Source organism: Duganella alba (assembly GCF_009674495.1).
In the GTDB taxonomy this organism is placed as follows: domain Bacteria; phylum Pseudomonadota; class Gammaproteobacteria; order Burkholderiales; family Burkholderiaceae_D; genus Rugamonas; species Rugamonas alba.
Genome location: NZ_WKJN01000003.1, coordinates 156,927 through 171,972 on the forward strand (window position 1 = coordinate 156,927; position 15,046 = coordinate 171,972).

Annotated in this window: 13 protein-coding genes; 4 read left to right on the forward strand and 9 right to left on the reverse strand. The window is 64.1% G+C overall.

Annotated elements, in window-relative coordinates; translation table 11 throughout:
• Nucleotides 1-45: 45 nt before the first annotated feature.
• The gene (locus GJ695_RS04000; RefSeq protein ID WP_154362318.1) at nucleotides 46-957 is read left to right on the forward strand and encodes a LysR family transcriptional regulator; all 912 of its coding nucleotides are present in this window, start codon (nucleotides 46-48) and stop codon (nucleotides 955-957) included.
• Here GJ695_RS04000 and GJ695_RS04005 read toward each other — a convergent pair.
• From GJ695_RS04005 to GJ695_RS04015, 3 genes are read right to left on the reverse strand one after another with little or no spacing between them, the layout of a single operon-like run.
• Nucleotides 954-1,544 carry a PqiC family protein gene (locus GJ695_RS04005; RefSeq protein WP_154362319.1) on the reverse strand — a complete coding sequence of 197 codons (591 nt, stop codon included), beginning with the start codon at nucleotides 1,542-1,544 and terminating at the stop codon, nucleotides 954-956. The two genes, GJ695_RS04000 and GJ695_RS04005, sit on opposite strands and share 4 nt — an antisense overlap.
• Nucleotides 1,541-3,157 (reverse strand): PqiB family protein, encoded by a 1,617-nt coding sequence (locus tag GJ695_RS04010; RefSeq protein WP_154362320.1) that lies wholly within the window; start codon nucleotides 3,155-3,157, stop codon nucleotides 1,541-1,543. The genes GJ695_RS04005 and GJ695_RS04010 overlap by 4 nt, the downstream gene beginning before the upstream one ends.
• Entirely contained in the window at nucleotides 3,150-4,415 is a 1,266-nt protein-coding gene (locus GJ695_RS04015; RefSeq protein WP_166455077.1) for a paraquat-inducible protein A, read from the reverse strand. The genes GJ695_RS04010 and GJ695_RS04015 overlap by 8 nt, the downstream gene beginning before the upstream one ends.
• A gap of 96 nt (nucleotides 4,416-4,511) precedes the next feature.
• Between GJ695_RS04015 and GJ695_RS04020 the strand changes: the two genes are divergently transcribed.
• Complete coding sequence (locus GJ695_RS04020) at nucleotides 4,512-5,243, forward strand: substrate-binding periplasmic protein (RefSeq protein WP_166455078.1); 732 nt, start codon at nucleotides 4,512-4,514, stop codon at nucleotides 5,241-5,243.
• A gap of 2 nt (nucleotides 5,244-5,245) precedes the next feature.
• Here GJ695_RS04020 and GJ695_RS04025 read toward each other — a convergent pair whose 3' ends face one another.
• From GJ695_RS04025 to GJ695_RS04035, 3 genes are read right to left on the reverse strand one after another with little or no spacing between them, the layout of a single operon-like run.
• A complete protein-coding gene (locus GJ695_RS04025; RefSeq protein ID WP_154356448.1) occupies nucleotides 5,246-5,695 on the reverse strand; it encodes a thioesterase family protein in 450 nt (149 codons plus the stop codon).
• A gap of 1 nt (nucleotide 5,696) precedes the next feature.
• Complete coding sequence (locus GJ695_RS04030) at nucleotides 5,697-6,923, reverse strand: M20/M25/M40 family metallo-hydrolase (protein WP_154362322.1); 1,227 nt, start codon at nucleotides 6,921-6,923, stop codon at nucleotides 5,697-5,699.
• Nucleotides 6,924-6,934: 11 nt separating this feature from the next.
• Nucleotides 6,935-8,143: a urate hydroxylase PuuD gene (locus GJ695_RS04035; protein WP_154362323.1), complete on the reverse strand. Its 1,209-nt coding sequence runs from the start codon at nucleotides 8,141-8,143 to the stop codon at nucleotides 6,935-6,937.
• Nucleotides 8,144-8,270: 127 nt separating this feature from the next.
• Between GJ695_RS04035 and GJ695_RS04040 the strand changes: the two genes are divergently transcribed.
• Nucleotides 8,271-9,209: a LysR family transcriptional regulator gene (locus tag GJ695_RS04040; RefSeq protein ID WP_154362324.1), complete on the forward strand. Its 939-nt coding sequence runs from the start codon at nucleotides 8,271-8,273 to the stop codon at nucleotides 9,207-9,209.
• 71 nt (nucleotides 9,210-9,280) lie between these two features.
• Nucleotides 9,281-11,029, forward strand: a complete 1,749-nt coding sequence (locus GJ695_RS04045; RefSeq protein WP_154362456.1) for an allantoate amidohydrolase — start codon at nucleotides 9,281-9,283, stop codon at nucleotides 11,027-11,029.
• Here GJ695_RS04045 and GJ695_RS04050 read toward each other — a convergent pair.
• Genes GJ695_RS04050 through hydA form a run of 3 tightly spaced genes read right to left on the reverse strand, consistent with a single transcriptional unit; the run spans nucleotide 11,019 to nucleotide 15,040 of the window.
• Nucleotides 11,019-12,377: a tetratricopeptide repeat protein gene (locus tag GJ695_RS04050; RefSeq protein ID WP_154362325.1), complete on the reverse strand. Its 1,359-nt coding sequence runs from the start codon at nucleotides 12,375-12,377 to the stop codon at nucleotides 11,019-11,021. The genes GJ695_RS04045 and GJ695_RS04050 overlap by 11 nt on opposite strands.
• A gap of 31 nt (nucleotides 12,378-12,408) precedes the next feature.
• On the reverse strand, nucleotides 12,409-13,635 hold the full coding sequence (locus GJ695_RS04055) for a Zn-dependent hydrolase (protein WP_154362326.1): 1,227 nt from the start codon (nucleotides 13,633-13,635) through the stop codon (nucleotides 12,409-12,411).
• 10 nt (nucleotides 13,636-13,645) lie between these two features.
• On the reverse strand, nucleotides 13,646-15,040 hold the full coding sequence (hydA, locus tag GJ695_RS04060) for a dihydropyrimidinase (RefSeq protein WP_154362327.1): 1,395 nt from the start codon (nucleotides 15,038-15,040) through the stop codon (nucleotides 13,646-13,648).
• Between the last annotated feature and the right edge of the window lie 6 nt (nucleotides 15,041-15,046).

A 15,046-nucleotide genomic window follows, 5' to 3' on the forward strand; every position in this document is an offset into this window, starting at 1 on the left:
TCCCGTGTTGGATATAAATTCCACCTCTTTATAGAATTAAATTCCATGAGTGCCAATGAACGCCTGAAAGGCCTGGAAACCTTCGTCGCTGTCGCCGACGCCGGCAGCTTCACCGCCGCCGCCGCGCGCCTGAACCTGACCAACTCCGCCGTCGGCAAGGCCATCGCGCGCCTGGAAGAACGCCTGCAAAAACAGCTGTTCGAACGCAGCACGCGCAAGCTGGAAATGACCGATGCCGGCGCGGCGTTCTACCAGGTCTGCACGCGCATCCTCGACGAACTGGAAGTGGCGGAACGCGCGCTGTCGGCAGAAGAAGCCACGCCCTCCGGCCGCCTGCGCATCAACCTGCCGGCCACCTTCGGTCGCATGAAGGTGCTGGCGCCACTACTGGCCTTCGCCGCACAGCATCCGCAGGTGACGCCGCACATCTCCTACACCGACAGGTTTGTCGACGTGGTCGAAGACGGCATGGACGTGGTGGTGCGCATCGGCGGCGACGAAGCCTGGCCGGCCGCCGTGGGCTATCGCCATCTGGGAAATGAAGAACTGATCTTTTGCGCCGCACCGGCCTTCATCGCCACGCATGGCGCGCCGGAGCGCGCGTCCGACCTGCCAAACTACGACGCCATCCTGTACGGCCGCGCCGACGGCAGCACGCAGCCGTGGCGCATCCAGGACGGCACGGCGCCCCTGGCGCGCCAGCACATCAACGGCCGCATGGTGTTCGGCCAGGCCGAATCGCAGGTGGCCGCCGTGGAAGCGGGACTGGGCCTGGCGCAGTTTCCCACCTGGCTGGTGGACCAGAAAATCCGCGAAGGAAAACTCGTCAACATCCTGCCGCAGCTGACGACGCAGGGACTGCCGCTGCACCTGCTGTGGCAACGCAGCCGACAGCACGCGCCAAAGGTTCAGGCGCTGCTGGCGCACTTTGAAGCGGCGCTCTGCATCAATCCCTAGCAGGTCGGCGTGCCGCCGGCAGCCAGCGCGCGCACCGCTTTTGAAATGTCGGCGCCAACACGCGCCACCGCGCGGCGATGGCCGGCCACCAGTTCATCGTAACCGGCGCCCACCGTCTCCTGCGCCACGCTGCGGCAGGTCAGCACCTGCGTGCTGCCAACCAGCCGCACGCTCCACACCGCATCGATCAGCGCATACTTGCCGGGCGCCGATTCAAAGCGCTGCACGCTGGTGCTGATGCGGTACACCGGCGCCTTGTCCGGCACCGGCGTGCGGAACGCGTCGATGGTTCCCAGCTCGCCGGAAATCGCCAGCGACAACGCCTGGCCGATCTCCGCCGCCGGCAGCGACGACCAGCGTTCCAGCTCCAGCAGATCCATACGGCCTTCGCCGGTGGTCACCAGCATCTGCGCGCGCGTCAACTGCTGCGGCACCGTCACCGCCGGCAGCTCGATGTAATAAGCGGCGCGCACCGCCGGCGCAGCCGGCACGCCCATGCCGTTACTCAGACTGTAGAAGTGCTCGGGTGGCGGCGTGGCGCAACCGGCCAGCACCATCACAGCGGCCATGGCAAATGCACGCATCATTTCGGATCTCCTTTTTTGTCCTTACCGCGTATCAGCGACTCCGGATGCCGCTCCAGATAATCCGTCAGCGCATTCAGCGATTGCAGCGTCTGCGTCACCTGCTGCAAGGCCTCGCGCAGGTCGGACTGCACCGGCGAATCCTTTTGCAGCAGCTGGTCGGCTTCGGCAAAGGTCTTGCGTGCCGCCGCCAGCGTATCCTTCATCTCCGGCACCACCTGGCCATCGAGGCGCTTCATCAGCACATCGGCGCTCTTCAGCGTATCGCGCAGGTTCTTGCCGATGTCCTCGAACGGCACCTTGTCGAGCTTGCGCGCGATGCTGGAAATCTGCGTCTGCAGTTCATCCAGGCTGTTAGGCACGGTCGGCACTTCCACCAGCTCCTGCGTGGTGTCGATCCTGGCCGCCGGCGCATTCGGGAAGAAGTCCAGCGCCACATACAGCTGGCCGGTCAGCAGATTCCCGGTGCGCAGCTGGCCGCGCAAGCCGCGCGCCACCAGCCGTTCCAGCACCTGCGTGCCGGCATTGCGCTGCTGATCCTCCGCCACCGTTTGCGCAAAGTTGCGGCCCAGGCGCGCCGGATACATATCCACCGTCACCGGCATGCGGAAGGTTTTCTTCACCGGATCGAACTCCACGCCCACCGAACGCACCTCGCCCATGACGATGCCACGGAAGTCCACCGGCGCGCCGGCCGACAGGCCGCGCAGCGACTGGTCGAAGTACAGCACCGTGGTCACCGCCACGCCGTCCGGTTCGCGCAACGCGCTGGCCTGATCCGCCGCCAGCGCAAAGTCGCTGCCGGCCGGCGCCGCCGTCGAAGGTTTCTGTCCGCTGACCGACTCGAACGCGATACCGCCCACCAGCAGCGCCGCCAGCGACTGCGTGTTGACCTTGAAGCCGGAAGAATCGAGCCTCACATCGACGCCGCTGGCATGCCACCAGCGCGAATTCTTGCCGACATACTGATCGTAAGGCGCACTGATAAACACCGACATCTTCACGCCGCGTCCCTTCTCCTCCAGATCAAAACCGGTCACCTGCCCCACCTGGATGCGGCGGTAGAAAATCGGCGAGCCGACATCAACGGAGCCTAACGACTCGCCATGCAGCATGTAGGACGTGCCCTTCTCGTCGCGCGTGACCTGCGGCGGCTTCTCCAGCCCGACGAATTCGTGCGTGGTCTCCTCCGACTTGCCTGCATCGACGCCGATGTAGGAGCCGGACAGCAAGGTGTTCAGGCCCGTCACGCCGCTGGCGCCGATGCGCGGACGCACCACCCAGAAGCGCGTGTCGGTAGCCGTGAAGCGCTTGGCCTCCTTGGTCATGTCGATGGTCACCAGCACCTTGGACAGATCGCTGCCCAGCGTGATCGTCTTCACCAGGCCGATATCCACGTCCTTGTATTTGACCTTGGTCTTGCCCGGCTCCAGGCCATCGGCGCTGCGGAAGCTCACCGTTACCGTCGGCCCCTGGTCCAGCACCATCTTGACCACCAGCGTCAGGCCGATCAACGCCGCCAGCAAGGGGATCAGCCACACCAGCGACGGCATGCGGCTGGGCTTCTCCACTTCCGGCTCTGGCAACGGCGGATTGCCGTTCTCGTTTTCAGACATGCTTCTCTCCGTGTGTATCGATAGGATCCCAGATCAGGCGGGGATCGAACTGCATGGACGCGATCATGGTCAGCACCACCACCGCGCAAAACGCCAGCGCGCCGGGACCGGCCGTAATCACCGCCAGCGACTGGAAACGCACCAGCGCCACCGTCAGCGTAATGACAAAAATATCGAGCATCGACCAGCGGCCGACAAACTCCACGATGCGGTACAACTTCGTTCGCTGCAAGGGCTGCCAGCGCGAGCGCCGCTGCGCGGTCCACGCCAGCAGTGCCAGCGCCACCAGCTTCAACACCGGCACCACGATGCTGGCAATGAAAATGATGACCGCGAGCGCCGGCGAACCGCTGGTCCAGAAATACACCACGCCGCTGATGATGGTGTCGTCCTCCTGGCCGAACAGCGAATGCGTGTACATCACCGGCAGCAGGTTGGCGGGAATGTACAGGATGGCCGCCGCCAGCAGGAAAGCCCAGGTGCGGCCCACGCTGTCCGGATGCCGCCGGTGCAGCCGCGCGCCGCAGCGCGCGCAGTACTGGTGCCGCAGCGTGTATTTGACCGACTCCACCAGGCCGCAGCTATGGCACGCCAGCAGCGGCGCCTTGGCCAGCGCCGTGTACGAAAACGTCTTCTGCGCCACGCGGCCCGGTCCCGGCAGGTGCTCGCCGATATTCCACAAAATCTTAGGGTCGAACGACACCACGATCGCCAGCATCATGGTCAGCACGCCGAACGCGAACACGCCCGGCTGCACGATCACCTCGGCCAGACTGGTCATCTTGACGATGGTGATCAGGATGCCGATCATCAGCACCTCCGTCATGCCCCAGCGCCGCGCCAGGCCCACCGCGCGCAGCAGGTGGTCGAAGCCCGGCGGCCGGCGGCCGGCGCGCAGCGACAGCGTCACGTACAACAGGGAAGCCAGTTCCACCGCCGGCAGCAGGATCGTGAACAGGAACACCACCACCGCCACCGCCTGCATCTGCTCCGTCCACAACACGTGGATGGCGCCCAGCAGCGTGGCGCTGGTGCTGTAGCCGCCGACTTCCAGCTGCACGATCGGGAAAAACTGCGCGATCAGAAAAGTGAACACGGCACCCATGGTGATCGCCGCCATGCGGTTGGCATTGGAATGGATGCCGCGATACAGGACCGAGCGGCAACGCACACAGCGCGCCTTCTCGCGCGGGCGTACCGGGCGGCGCTGGTGCAGCACGCCGCAGTCATGGCAACTGATTAAATCGTATCGATGCACAGGGTGGCCGTTCGGTCAATAATGACCATATCATACGACAAAGCAGTATCAGCTATCATAGCGTACCAATCCAATAACAATACCGAGAAATCGTCCATGTCCCGCCGTTGGCCCGCGCCGCTGGCCGCCGCCCTTTCCGTCATCGCATCCGCGCCCGCCGTGGCGCAAGGCCCCGACACGCTTATCTTCGGCACCACCCACGAACCCGACTCCATCGTCTACCAGTACGCGCGCGACTATCTGCAACGCCTGTGCGGAGAAATCCGCCAGCGCTGCCAGTTGCAAAGCCTGCCGGGCAGGCGCAGCGAAGCGATGCTGGCCGACGGCAGCCTCGCTGGTGAAATAGGTCGGGTCAAGGAATATGGCCGCAAGCACCCACAGTACCTGCGGCTCGACGAGCCGTTTGTGCAGACACGCACATATATCTTCACGCCGGCCGGGCAGCCGGTGCTCGACAGCTGGGAAGCGCTGGCCGCCGGCGCGCGCACTGTCAGCTACAAGCGCGGCATCCTGACCTACCAGCTCAAGCTCGATGCGCTCAAGCCGCGCGTGCAGCCGCACGACGTGCAAACCGTGCCGGCCTGCCTGAACATGGTGATCAACCGGCGCGATCACGCCTGCGTCTACGACGACGGCAGCTTGAGTGCCGTCTCCACGGCCATGCTGTCGCAGGGCCGCACCGGCAAGCCGGTGGAAGACCTGAACCTCTACATCTACCTGGGCCGCGACCACAGCGCGCTCGCGGGCGCCCTCAACCCCGCCGCCAGGCGCCTGCAAGCGCAGGGCCTGAACGCGGAACTGCACCGCAAATACTTCGGCGTCAAATAAGCTTATTTGTCCTTGATGCTGGACGCCAGATCCTGATAGTCGTCGGTCTTGACCAGCGCCTGCCAGGTCGCCATCAAGTCCGGCGGCGGCGCGATCAGCTTGCGCGCCGACAGATCCAGCCAGCCGCCGGTGCTGTTGACGCGCGCCGCCAGCTTGCCGTCCGGACGGATGATGTCCGAGCGCAGTATCCAGCGGCTGCCGTCTTCGGCCAGTCCCGCCAGTTCCAGCGTCACGGTGATCTCTTCCAGCAGCAGCACTTCCTTGAAGTACGCGATTTCGTCCTTCATCACCACCGGGCCTATCTTCAGCCGCATGAACTCGCGCATCGGAAAGCCATGCTCCGACAGGAACAGCATGCGCACATCGCCGGACTTGTCGAGGAAGGCCGTGTTGCGCATATGGCTGTTGAAATCCATATCGCCCCAGCCGGCCATCAGTTTTTTCGAAAACATCTTACGCTCCAAGGAAATCGAATAAGGTGGATGCTACCACCTTGGTCGCCTTGCGCAGGTCTTCGAGGTTGAGGCGTTCGTCGGCCTTCTTGGCGTTCGACTCCGGCACGGTACGTGGGCCGGCGCCGTACAGCACCGCCGGAATGCCGTGTTCGCCGTACAGGCGTGCATCCGCATACAGCGGCGTGCCTTGAGCCGGGATCTTCTCGCCGATGAAGGTTTCGGCGTTCTGCTGGATGCTGGCCACCAGCTTCTCCGTGCCCGGCCGCTCGCGCAGCGCATGCGACAGCAGCAGGCGCTTGATCTCCAGCGTGATGCCGGGAACGCCCTGCACCGCCTCTTCGATCAATGCGCGCACGTGCGCCTCCACCGCCACCGGATCTTCTTCCGGAATCATGCGGCGGTCCATCTTCAGCGTCACCTTGCCCGGCACCACATTGGTGTTGGTGCCGCCATCGATGCGGCCCACCAGCATGGTCGGCGAATCGATGCCGGCGATCTTCGACTTGATCTTCTTCAGTTCCGGCAGCTCGCCGTAGATCGCATTCAGGATGCGCGTGGCGGCCTGCAAGGCGTCGTGGCCCGTCTCCGGCATCGCGCCGTGGCCGGACTTGCCGTGCACCGTCACCTCCAGTTGCAAACAGGCGTTGTGCGCGGTGACGATGTTGTAGCTGAAGCCCGCCGCGATCACGTAATCCGGCTTGGTCAGCTTCTGCTCCAGCAACCAGCCTGGCCCCAGCAGGCCGCCAAATTCCTCGTCGTAGGTAAAGTGCAGTTCCAGTCCGCCCTTCAGCGGCACGCCCAGCGCCTCCAGCGCGCGCGTGGCAAAGATGTAGGTGGCAAAGTCGCACTTGGACACCGCCGCCGCGCGGCCGTAGATATAGCCGTTGTCGACCACGCCGCCATACGGCGGATAGGTCCAGTTGTCACCCGGCGGCACCACGTCGCCATGCGCATTCAGCGCAATGGTCGGGCCGCCGTCCGCATACGGGCGACGCACGATCAGGTTGGTGATGCTCTCCATGCCGTAGTCGCGCACTTCCTGCTGCGGCACGGCATGCTTCTCGGCGGTCCAGCCATAGGCCTTGACCAGATCGGCCACCATGTCCGCGTGCGGCGCGTTGTTGCCGGGCGGCGTATCGGTCGGCACGCGCAGCAGCTGTTGCAGCACGCCGACTTCCTCGTCAAAGTGCGCGTCGATCCATTCAGCCAGTTTTTGCTTGGTCATTACTTGTTCCTTCATTTTGCACCGGACTCGTACCAGGCCGCGATCTGCGTCCGTTCCGCGTCGGTCATATTGGTCAGGTTAGCCAGCGGCATCGCCTTGGTCTGCACCACCTGCTTGTAGATTTTTTCCGCGTTCTGGTGGATCTGGTCCACGCTGTCGAACGTCACGCCCAGCGGCGCCGTCGCAAAGCCGGGCTGCGTCGGATGCGCCGAGTGGCACGACACGCAGCGTTGCGCGATCACGCCCTGCACCTTGGCGAATGCCGCCGCCGGATCGGCCGCCGGCGCCGACGCCACCGGCTTGGGCGGCGCAATCGCCACCGCCACGCCGGCCAGCAGCGCCACGCCGATGGCCGGATAGCGCCACTCCACGCGGCCCTTGTGACGCAGGTTGAAGAAGTGGCGAATGAACACGCCGGCCGCCATGATAAACGCCAGCACCAGCCACGCGCGGTCGTTCCGGTAGGTCATCGCATAGTGGTTGCTGATCATGATGAACAGCACCGGCAGCGTGAAGTAGTTATTGTGGACGCTGCGCTGCTTGGCCTTCTGGCCGTGGATCGGATCTGGCAGGCGGCCCTGCGACATCGCATCGACCATCTTGCGCTGGCCGGGAATAATCAGCATCAGCACATTGCCGACCATGATGGTGCCGATCAGCGCACCGACGTGGATGTAGGCCGCGCGGCCGCTCAGCACATGTGTCAGCCCATACGCCGCGCCGACGATCAGCGCAAACACCACCACGCCAAACCACAAATCATGCTTGCCCAGCGGCGAACGGCACAGCAGGTCGTACACCGTCCAGCCCACCACCAGCGTGCCGATGCCGATGCCGACCGCCTGCAGGCTGCTGATGTCCGCCACCGACTTATCAATCATCATCGCCTGCGCATTGAAGTAGTAGGCGATGGTCAGCAGCGCGATACCGGACAGCCAGGTGGAATACGCTTCCCATTTAAACCAGTGCAAATCCTTCGGCAGCTCGGCCGGCGCCACCAGGTATTTTTGCGGATTGTAGAAGCCACCACCGTGCACCGCCCACAGCTCGCCCGACACGCCCTTCTTCGCCAGGTCCGATCCCGGCGCCGGCGGACGAATCGAATTGTCCAGCCACACAAAATAGAACGACGCGCCGATCCAGGCGATGCCCGTAATGATATGCAGCCAGCGAACAATGAGATTGAGCCACTCAAGGCCGTACGGGATCAGATATTCCATGTATTTTGTCAGGTTATAGATGTGGCTAATTTACAGAAGATAAACGGATTTGATTCCTGCTACATGAACATTAGAGTATATTAGACATATCCAATCCCGTATAAACCGCTTCATAAACACCCTGCCCATGTCCGCCTTGCCGCAACACCTGGACCTTCACCTGATCCGCATCCTGTACCTGCTGCTGGTCGAGAAGAACGTCTCCCGCGTCGCCCTGAAACTGAATCAGCCGCAGCCCTCCATCTCCGCTTCGCTGCGCAAGCTGCGCGAGCTGACCGGCGATCCGCTTTTGGTGCGCGGCGCGCGCGGCATGGTGCCGACCCAGCACGGCGAGAGCCTGCTTGCACCAGCAAAGCGCATTCTGGACGAAACCGAGAACCTGTTCCTGAAGAAGGCACCTTTCGTGCCACAGGAAGAAGCGCGCACCTTCCACGTCGCCGCGCCGGATTATCTGGACAGCCAGTTCCTGCCCAACCTGGTGGCGCTGCTGCGGCGCGGTTCACCCAACAGCCGCATCAAGATTCACAGCCTGGGGGCGGGCGTCGACTACGTGCGTCTGCTGTCGGACGGCGACATGGACCTGGTCATCGCCAACTGGGACGAGCCGCCCGAGCATCTGCACATGTCCAAGCTGTTCGAAGACCCGATCATCTGCGTCATGCGCGCCGACTGCCCATATGCGCTGCGCACCGACAGCGACCAGATGACGATGGACGACTACCTCACGCTGCCGCATGTGGCGCCGACGCAGATCCTGCCCGGCTACATGGGCGTCATCGACGATTATCTTGAACGCCAGGGCCTGCAGCGCAACGTGGTGGTGGAGTCGGCCTACTTCGGCCTGATCCCCAGTATGCTGGCGCAGACCGACCTGGTGCTGACCACCGGCAGCCAGTTCGTGCACTACTACGAAAAGCAGATGTCGCTGAAGCGCTACACGGTGCCGGTGAAGTTTCCGCCGATGCGCTTCTACCAGCTGTGGCACGAGCGCGTGCACCAGGCGCCGGAACACAAGTGGCTGCGCGAACAGGTGTCGGCGGCGGCCAAGGCGCTGACGCAGAAGTAAGCGCAGCCATATAAACCGTACCGCATACCGCATATATTGCGGCGGTGCTGACGCGTTATGATTGAGCCATGATGACCACACTCCCTGAACTGAACAGCTGCGACAGCGCCACCTTCGTCGAACGCCTGCGCGGCATCTACGAACACTCGCCATGGATACCGGAACGCGCCGCCGCCCAGCGCCCGTTCGCCAGCGTCACCGCGCTGAAGCTGGCCTTGCAGGCCGTGGTCAGCGCCGCCACGCTGGATGAACAACTGGGCCTGATCCGCGCCCACCCGGAACTGGCCGGCAAGGCCGCCGTGGCCGGCCAGCTGACGGCGGAATCGACCAGCGAGCAGGCCAAGTCCGGCTTGCACCTGTGCAGCGCCGAGGAATTCGCCGCGCTGCACCAGCTGAATGCCGACTACAACGCCAAATTCGGCTTTCCCTTCATCCTCGCCGTCAAAGGCCCGACCGGCCAGGGACTGACGCGCCAGGCCGTCATCGCCGCCTTCTCGCGCCGCCTGAAAAACCGCCGCGCCGACGAAATCGCCGAATGCATCCGCCAGATCAAGCGCATCGCCGAGATCCGCCTCAACGACCTGCTGGCCGTACAGCTGGAATTCGGTCCCGCCATCATGCAATGGTCTGAAACGCTGGCCGCATGGAGCGACGACGAGGACGGCCTGACCTGCGCCTACATGACGCCCGCCCACCGCCAGACCGCCGCCCAACTGCTGGACTGGATGCGCGAAGCCGGCATGGATGCCCACATCGACGCCGTCGGCAATGTGGTCGGCGTCTACCGCTCCGCCGCGCCGGACGCCAAAACGCTGATGACCGGTTCGCACTACGACACCGTCCGCAACGGCGGCAAGTACGACGGCCGCCTCGGCATCCTGCTGCCGATCGCCATCGTCCGCCACCTGCACCAGCGCGGCGAACAGCTGCCGTTCAATCTGGAGGTGGTCGGCTTCGCGGAAGAAGAAGGCGTGCGTTTCAAGAGCACTTTCCTCGGCAGCACCGCCATCACCGGCCACTTCGACCTGTCGCTGCTGGACCAGACCGACGCCGACGGTATCAGCATGCGCGACGCGCTGCTGGCGGCCGGCCATGATGTCGCCCGCATCCCCGCAATCGCCCGCAATCCTGCCGACCTGTTGGGCTTTGTGGAAGTCCATATCGAACAAGGCCCGGTGCTGCTGGAACGCGACCTGCCGCTGGGGGTGGTCACCGCGATCGCCGGCAGCTCACGCTATCTGGTCGAGCTTACCGGCCTGGCCAGCCACGCCGGCACCACGCCGATGCACATGCGTAAGGATGCCGCCGCCGCCGCCGCCGAAATCGTGCTGCTGGTCGAGCAGCGCTGCGCGCATACGGCGTCGCTGGTCGGTACGGTCGGCCAATTGCAAGTGCCCGGTGGCTCGGTCAACGTGATTCCCGGCGCCTGCAAGCTGTCGCTGGACATCCGCGCCGCCGATGACGCCGTGCGCCAGGCAGCCGTCAAGGATGTATTGGACGGCATCGCCGCCATCTGCTCGCGCCGTCAGATCGAATTCAATCTTCAGCAGATTGTCGACGCCTCCGCAGCGCCATGCGCACCGCGCCTGATGGAGCAGTTCGGCGACGCCATCGAACGCGCCGACGTCCCGCGCTTCGACCTGCTGTCCGGCGCCGGCCACGACGCCATGGCGATGGCCGCCATCACCGACGTCGCCATGCTGTTCACACGCTGCGGCAATGGCGGCATCAGTCACAATCCGCTGGAGACCATGACCGCCGACGACGCCGACATCGCCGCCCGCGTACTGCTGGACTTCCTGCGCGCCTTCAAGGTCTGACCGCAAGGGCAGCCAGCGCTGCCACCACCTCGGCGACCACCGGCGCCCAGCCGCCATCGCGTGGCTGGCGGAACAGGCGCATGGACGGATACCACGGCGTATCGCCGCGATCCGCCATCCAGCGCCAGTCGCAGCGATAGTCCGGCAGCAGCAGCCAGCAAGGCTTGCCCAGCGCGCCGGCCAGATGCGCCACCGCCGTATCCACGCTGATCACCAGATCCAGATTGGCGATGACGGCGGCGGTATCGGCAAAATCGCCCAGCCGCGCCGCAATCGGATGCACAAACATTCCCGCCGGCGGCGTCAACGCCTCCGCTTCGCCAGCGCCCTTCTGCAAACTGACGAAATGCGCATCGACAGCAGCGAGCGGCGCCAGGGACATCAGCGACGGCAGCGAGCGATCCGCATCGTTCTCGAAATTCGCATTACCGCGCCACGCCAGGCCAACGCGCAGCCCTTGCTGCGGCAGTTCGCAGCGCCACTGCTGCACCAGCGCCGCGTCGGCGCGCAGATACGGTACATCCGCCGGAATGGTCGCCATCTCCGTGCCGAACAATCCCGGCAAGCGCATCGGCCGCGTCCAGTAATCCCAACCGCCCGGCAACGCCTCGCCCAATGCATAAACATGGTCCACGCCCGGCAGCGCGGCGAACAAGCGCCGCAACGCCGGATGACAAACCACGTCCACACGCCGCGCACCGCGCGCCTTGAGCATCGGTGCATAGCGGCAGAAGTGAATCATATCGCCGTGCCCTGCTTCCAGCCCAAGCGCGATGGACTTTCCTTCCAGTGGTTCGCCCTGCCAGAACGAACAATCGAAGGACAGCGGAAAACGATCGAACTGCCAGCGCGCATCCAGCATGCGCCAGCCCTCCTCGAAGCGCGCCTGCCGCAGCAGCAGATAACTGAGATTGAACTGGGCCCGCGCATGCCCCGGGTCCAAGGCCAGCGCCTGCCGATAGCAAGCCTCCCCCTCCGGCTCGCGATGCGTACACACCAGCAGCGCGCCAAGCTGGCTCCACGCGGTCGGCGAATCCGGCGCCAGCTCCACCGCCGTCCGCATCGTCGCTTCCGACTCCGCCAGGCGCTTCTCCTTGAACAGTAACGCGCCAAGATTTTGATGCAGCTGCGGGTGATCAGGCATCAGCGCAATCGCCTGCCGATAGTGGAACTCCGCCTCCGCCACAGCCCCCTGCTGCTCCTTCAGATACCCGAGATTCGCGCGCGCCGCCACATGCCACGGCTGCAAGGCCAGCGCCTGCTGATAGCGATCCTCGGCGCCGGCATAATCGCCGGCGGCCAGGAGATGGTTAGCATCGAGATAGGCTTGTTGAGGGTCGGTGTGCATCGCAGAAGTATGCACGCCGACCGGTTGCCGGTCAAACCACGCGTGCGCGTTCCAGCATGGCGTGCAGCAGGACGTTGCAACCGGCTTCCAGGTGTTCCGCCTTGGCGTCTTCGATTTCGTTGTGGCTGATGCCGTCCTTGCACGGCACGAAGATCATGCCGGCCGGCGCCAGGCGCGCGGCGTAGATGGCGTCGTGGCCGGCGCCGGAGACCACGTCCATGGTCGAGTAGCCCAATTTGGCGGTGGCGCTGCGCACCGCATCCACGCACTCCGGATGGAACGGGCATGGCGGATAGTAGGACACGCGCTCGATCGAAATCTTCAAGCCACTCTCGCTGCGCGTCTTGTCGATAAAGGCCAGCATCTCCTCGTGCATGGTGTTCAGCAGCTCGTCGTTCACGTTGCGCAGGTCGATGCTGAATTTGACTTCACCGGGAATCACGTTGCGGCTGTTCGGGAACACCTGCACCATGCCGACCGTGCCACGGCCATACGGCGGATAGCGGTTGGCGATGGCCACGACTTCCTGCATGATCCTGGTGGAGACTTGCAGCGCATCCTTGCGCAGTCCCATCGGCGTTGGCCCGGCGTGAGCCTCCATACCGGTGACCACGCAGTCGTACCACGACAGGCCCATCACGGCCGGCACCACGCCGATCACCTTGTCGGCGTCTTCCAGCACCGGACCTTGCTCGATATGCGTTTCGAAGTAGGCGCCGATAGGATGGTCGCCCGGCACTTGCGGACCTTTGTAGCCGATGCGTTCCAGCTCGTCGCCGACAGTCTTGCCATCGACGTCCTTCGCCGCATATGCCGTCTCCAGCGAGAACGCGCCGCAGAACACGCCGGAGCCCATCATCACCGGCACGAAGCGCGAGCCTTCTTCGTTAGTCCAGAAGGCGACTTCGATCGGCGCCTCGGTCTTGATCTTCAAGTCGTTCAGCGTGCGCACGACTTCCAGGCCGGCCAGCACGCCGTAATTGCCATCGAACTTGCCGCCGGTCGGCTGCGTGTCGATATGGCTGCCGGTCATCACCGGCGGCAGCGTGTTGTTGGTGCCGTCGCGGCGCATGAAGACATTGCCTATCTGGTCGATGGTGATCGACATGCCGGCGTCCTTCGCCCAGCCGACCACCAGGTCGCGGCCCTGCTTGTCAAGATCCGTCAGCGCCAGGCGCTTGACGCCGCCTTTTTCCGTTGCGCCGATCTTTGCCAATTCCATCAGCGATGCCCACAGGCGGTCACCATTAATCTTCATTTGCTGCTCCTTAGCGCGCCGACGTCGCTTTGAACGCCGGACGATTGATATAGCGGCCAGCGCCCTCCACGGCCATCAGCACGCCGCGATGGAACACGACGTTACCGGCGGACAGCGTGGTGCTTGGAATTCCGCGCACGGTGCGGCCTTCGAATACATTGAATCCGCCCTTGGCGAACTGCGTCAAAGCCGAGATGGTGCGCGTGCCCTCCGGATCCCACACCACCACGTCCGCATCCGCGCCCGGCGCGATCACACCCTTGCGCGGATAGATATTGAAAATCTGCGCCGTGTTGGTCGAGGTGACCTTGACGAATTCGGATGGCGTCAGCAATCCGGTATTCACGCCGGCGTCCCAGATCACCGACATGCGGTCTTCGACGCCGCCGCAGCCGTTAGGAATGCGCGTGAAGTCGTCCTTGCCCATCGCCTTCTGCTCGGCGCAGAAGGTGCAGTGATCGGTGGCCGTGGTGTGCAGGTTCCCGCCGCGCAGCCCTTGCCACAACGCGGCCTGGTGATGCTTGCTGCGGAACGGAGGACTCATCACGTGGCCCGCCGCGTACTCCAGGTCGTCGCTCTGATAGACGCTGTCGTCAATCACCAGATGGCCGGCCAGCGCTTCGCCATACACGCGCTGCCCATGCGCGCGGGCGCGGGTGATGGCCTCCAGCGATTCAGCGCACGACACGTGCACGATGTACAACGGCGTGTTAAGCACATTGGCGATCGCAATCGCGCGGTTGGCCGCTTCCGCCTCCACTTCCGGAGGACGCGACAAGGGATGCGAACTTGGGCCGGTCAGGCCGCGCTTCAGCAGATCCTGCTGCAACTGATAAACCAGTTCACCGTTCTCCGCATGCACGGTCGGCATGGCGCCCAGTTCCAGGCAACGGCGGAAGCTCTTCACCAGCGTTTCATCGTCGGCCATGATGGCGTTCTTGTACGCCATGAAGTGTTTGAAGCTGTTGACGCCATGGTCCTTCACCAGCGTGCCCATATCCCGGTGCACCGTCTCGTCCCACCACGTGATCGCCACGTGGAAGGTATAGTCGCCGGCCGATTTCTTCGCCCAGTCGCGCCACTGATTGTAAGCCTCGATAAGGTTCTGTTTCGGCGCCGGAATCACAAAGTCGATGATGGTGGTGGTGCCGCCTGCCAGACCGGCGGCGGTGCCGGTGTAGAAATCATCCTGCGTCACCGTGCCCATGAACGGCAGGTTCATGTGCGTATGCGGATCGATCCCGCCCGGCATCACATACTGGCCGCCGGCGTCGATCACCTTGGCGCCGGCAGGCACCTCAAGGTTATCGCCGACAGCGACGATCTTGTCGCCGTCGCACAGCACATCAGCGCGGAAAGCGCGGTCGGCGTTGACAACAGTGCCGCCACGGATGATAGTCTTCATAAGGTC

Excerpts from the sequence above, each read along its gene's own strand:
- GJ695_RS04000 (WP_154362318.1), top strand. The coding sequence starts at position 46 with ATGAGTGCCAATGAACGCCTGAAAGGCCTGGAAACCTTCGTCGCTGTC.
- GJ695_RS04005 (WP_154362319.1), bottom strand. The coding sequence starts at position 1,544 with ATGATGCGTGCATTTGCCATGGCCGCTGTGATGGTGCTGGCCGGTTGC.
- GJ695_RS04010 (WP_154362320.1), bottom strand. The coding sequence starts at position 3,157 with ATGTCTGAAAACGAGAACGGCAATCCGCCGTTGCCAGAGCCGGAAGTG.
- GJ695_RS04020 (WP_166455078.1), top strand. The coding sequence starts at position 4,512 with ATGTCCCGCCGTTGGCCCGCGCCGCTGGCCGCCGCCCTTTCCGTCATC.
- GJ695_RS04025 (WP_154356448.1), bottom strand. The coding sequence starts at position 5,695 with ATGTTTTCGAAAAAACTGATGGCCGGCTGGGGCGATATGGATTTCAAC.
- GJ695_RS04030 (WP_154362322.1), bottom strand. The coding sequence starts at position 6,923 with ATGACCAAGCAAAAACTGGCTGAATGGATCGACGCGCACTTTGACGAG.
- GJ695_RS04035 (WP_154362323.1), bottom strand. The coding sequence starts at position 8,143 with ATGGAATATCTGATCCCGTACGGCCTTGAGTGGCTCAATCTCATTGTT.
- GJ695_RS04040 (WP_154362324.1), top strand. The coding sequence starts at position 8,271 with ATGTCCGCCTTGCCGCAACACCTGGACCTTCACCTGATCCGCATCCTG.
- GJ695_RS04045 (WP_154362456.1), top strand. The coding sequence starts at position 9,281 with ATGACCACACTCCCTGAACTGAACAGCTGCGACAGCGCCACCTTCGTC.
- GJ695_RS04050 (WP_154362325.1), bottom strand. The coding sequence starts at position 12,377 with ATGCACACCGACCCTCAACAAGCCTATCTCGATGCTAACCATCTCCTG.
- GJ695_RS04055 (WP_154362326.1), bottom strand. The coding sequence starts at position 13,635 with ATGAAGATTAATGGTGACCGCCTGTGGGCATCGCTGATGGAATTGGCA.
- hydA (WP_154362327.1), bottom strand. The coding sequence starts at position 15,040 with ATGAAGACTATCATCCGTGGCGGCACTGTTGTCAACGCCGACCGCGCT.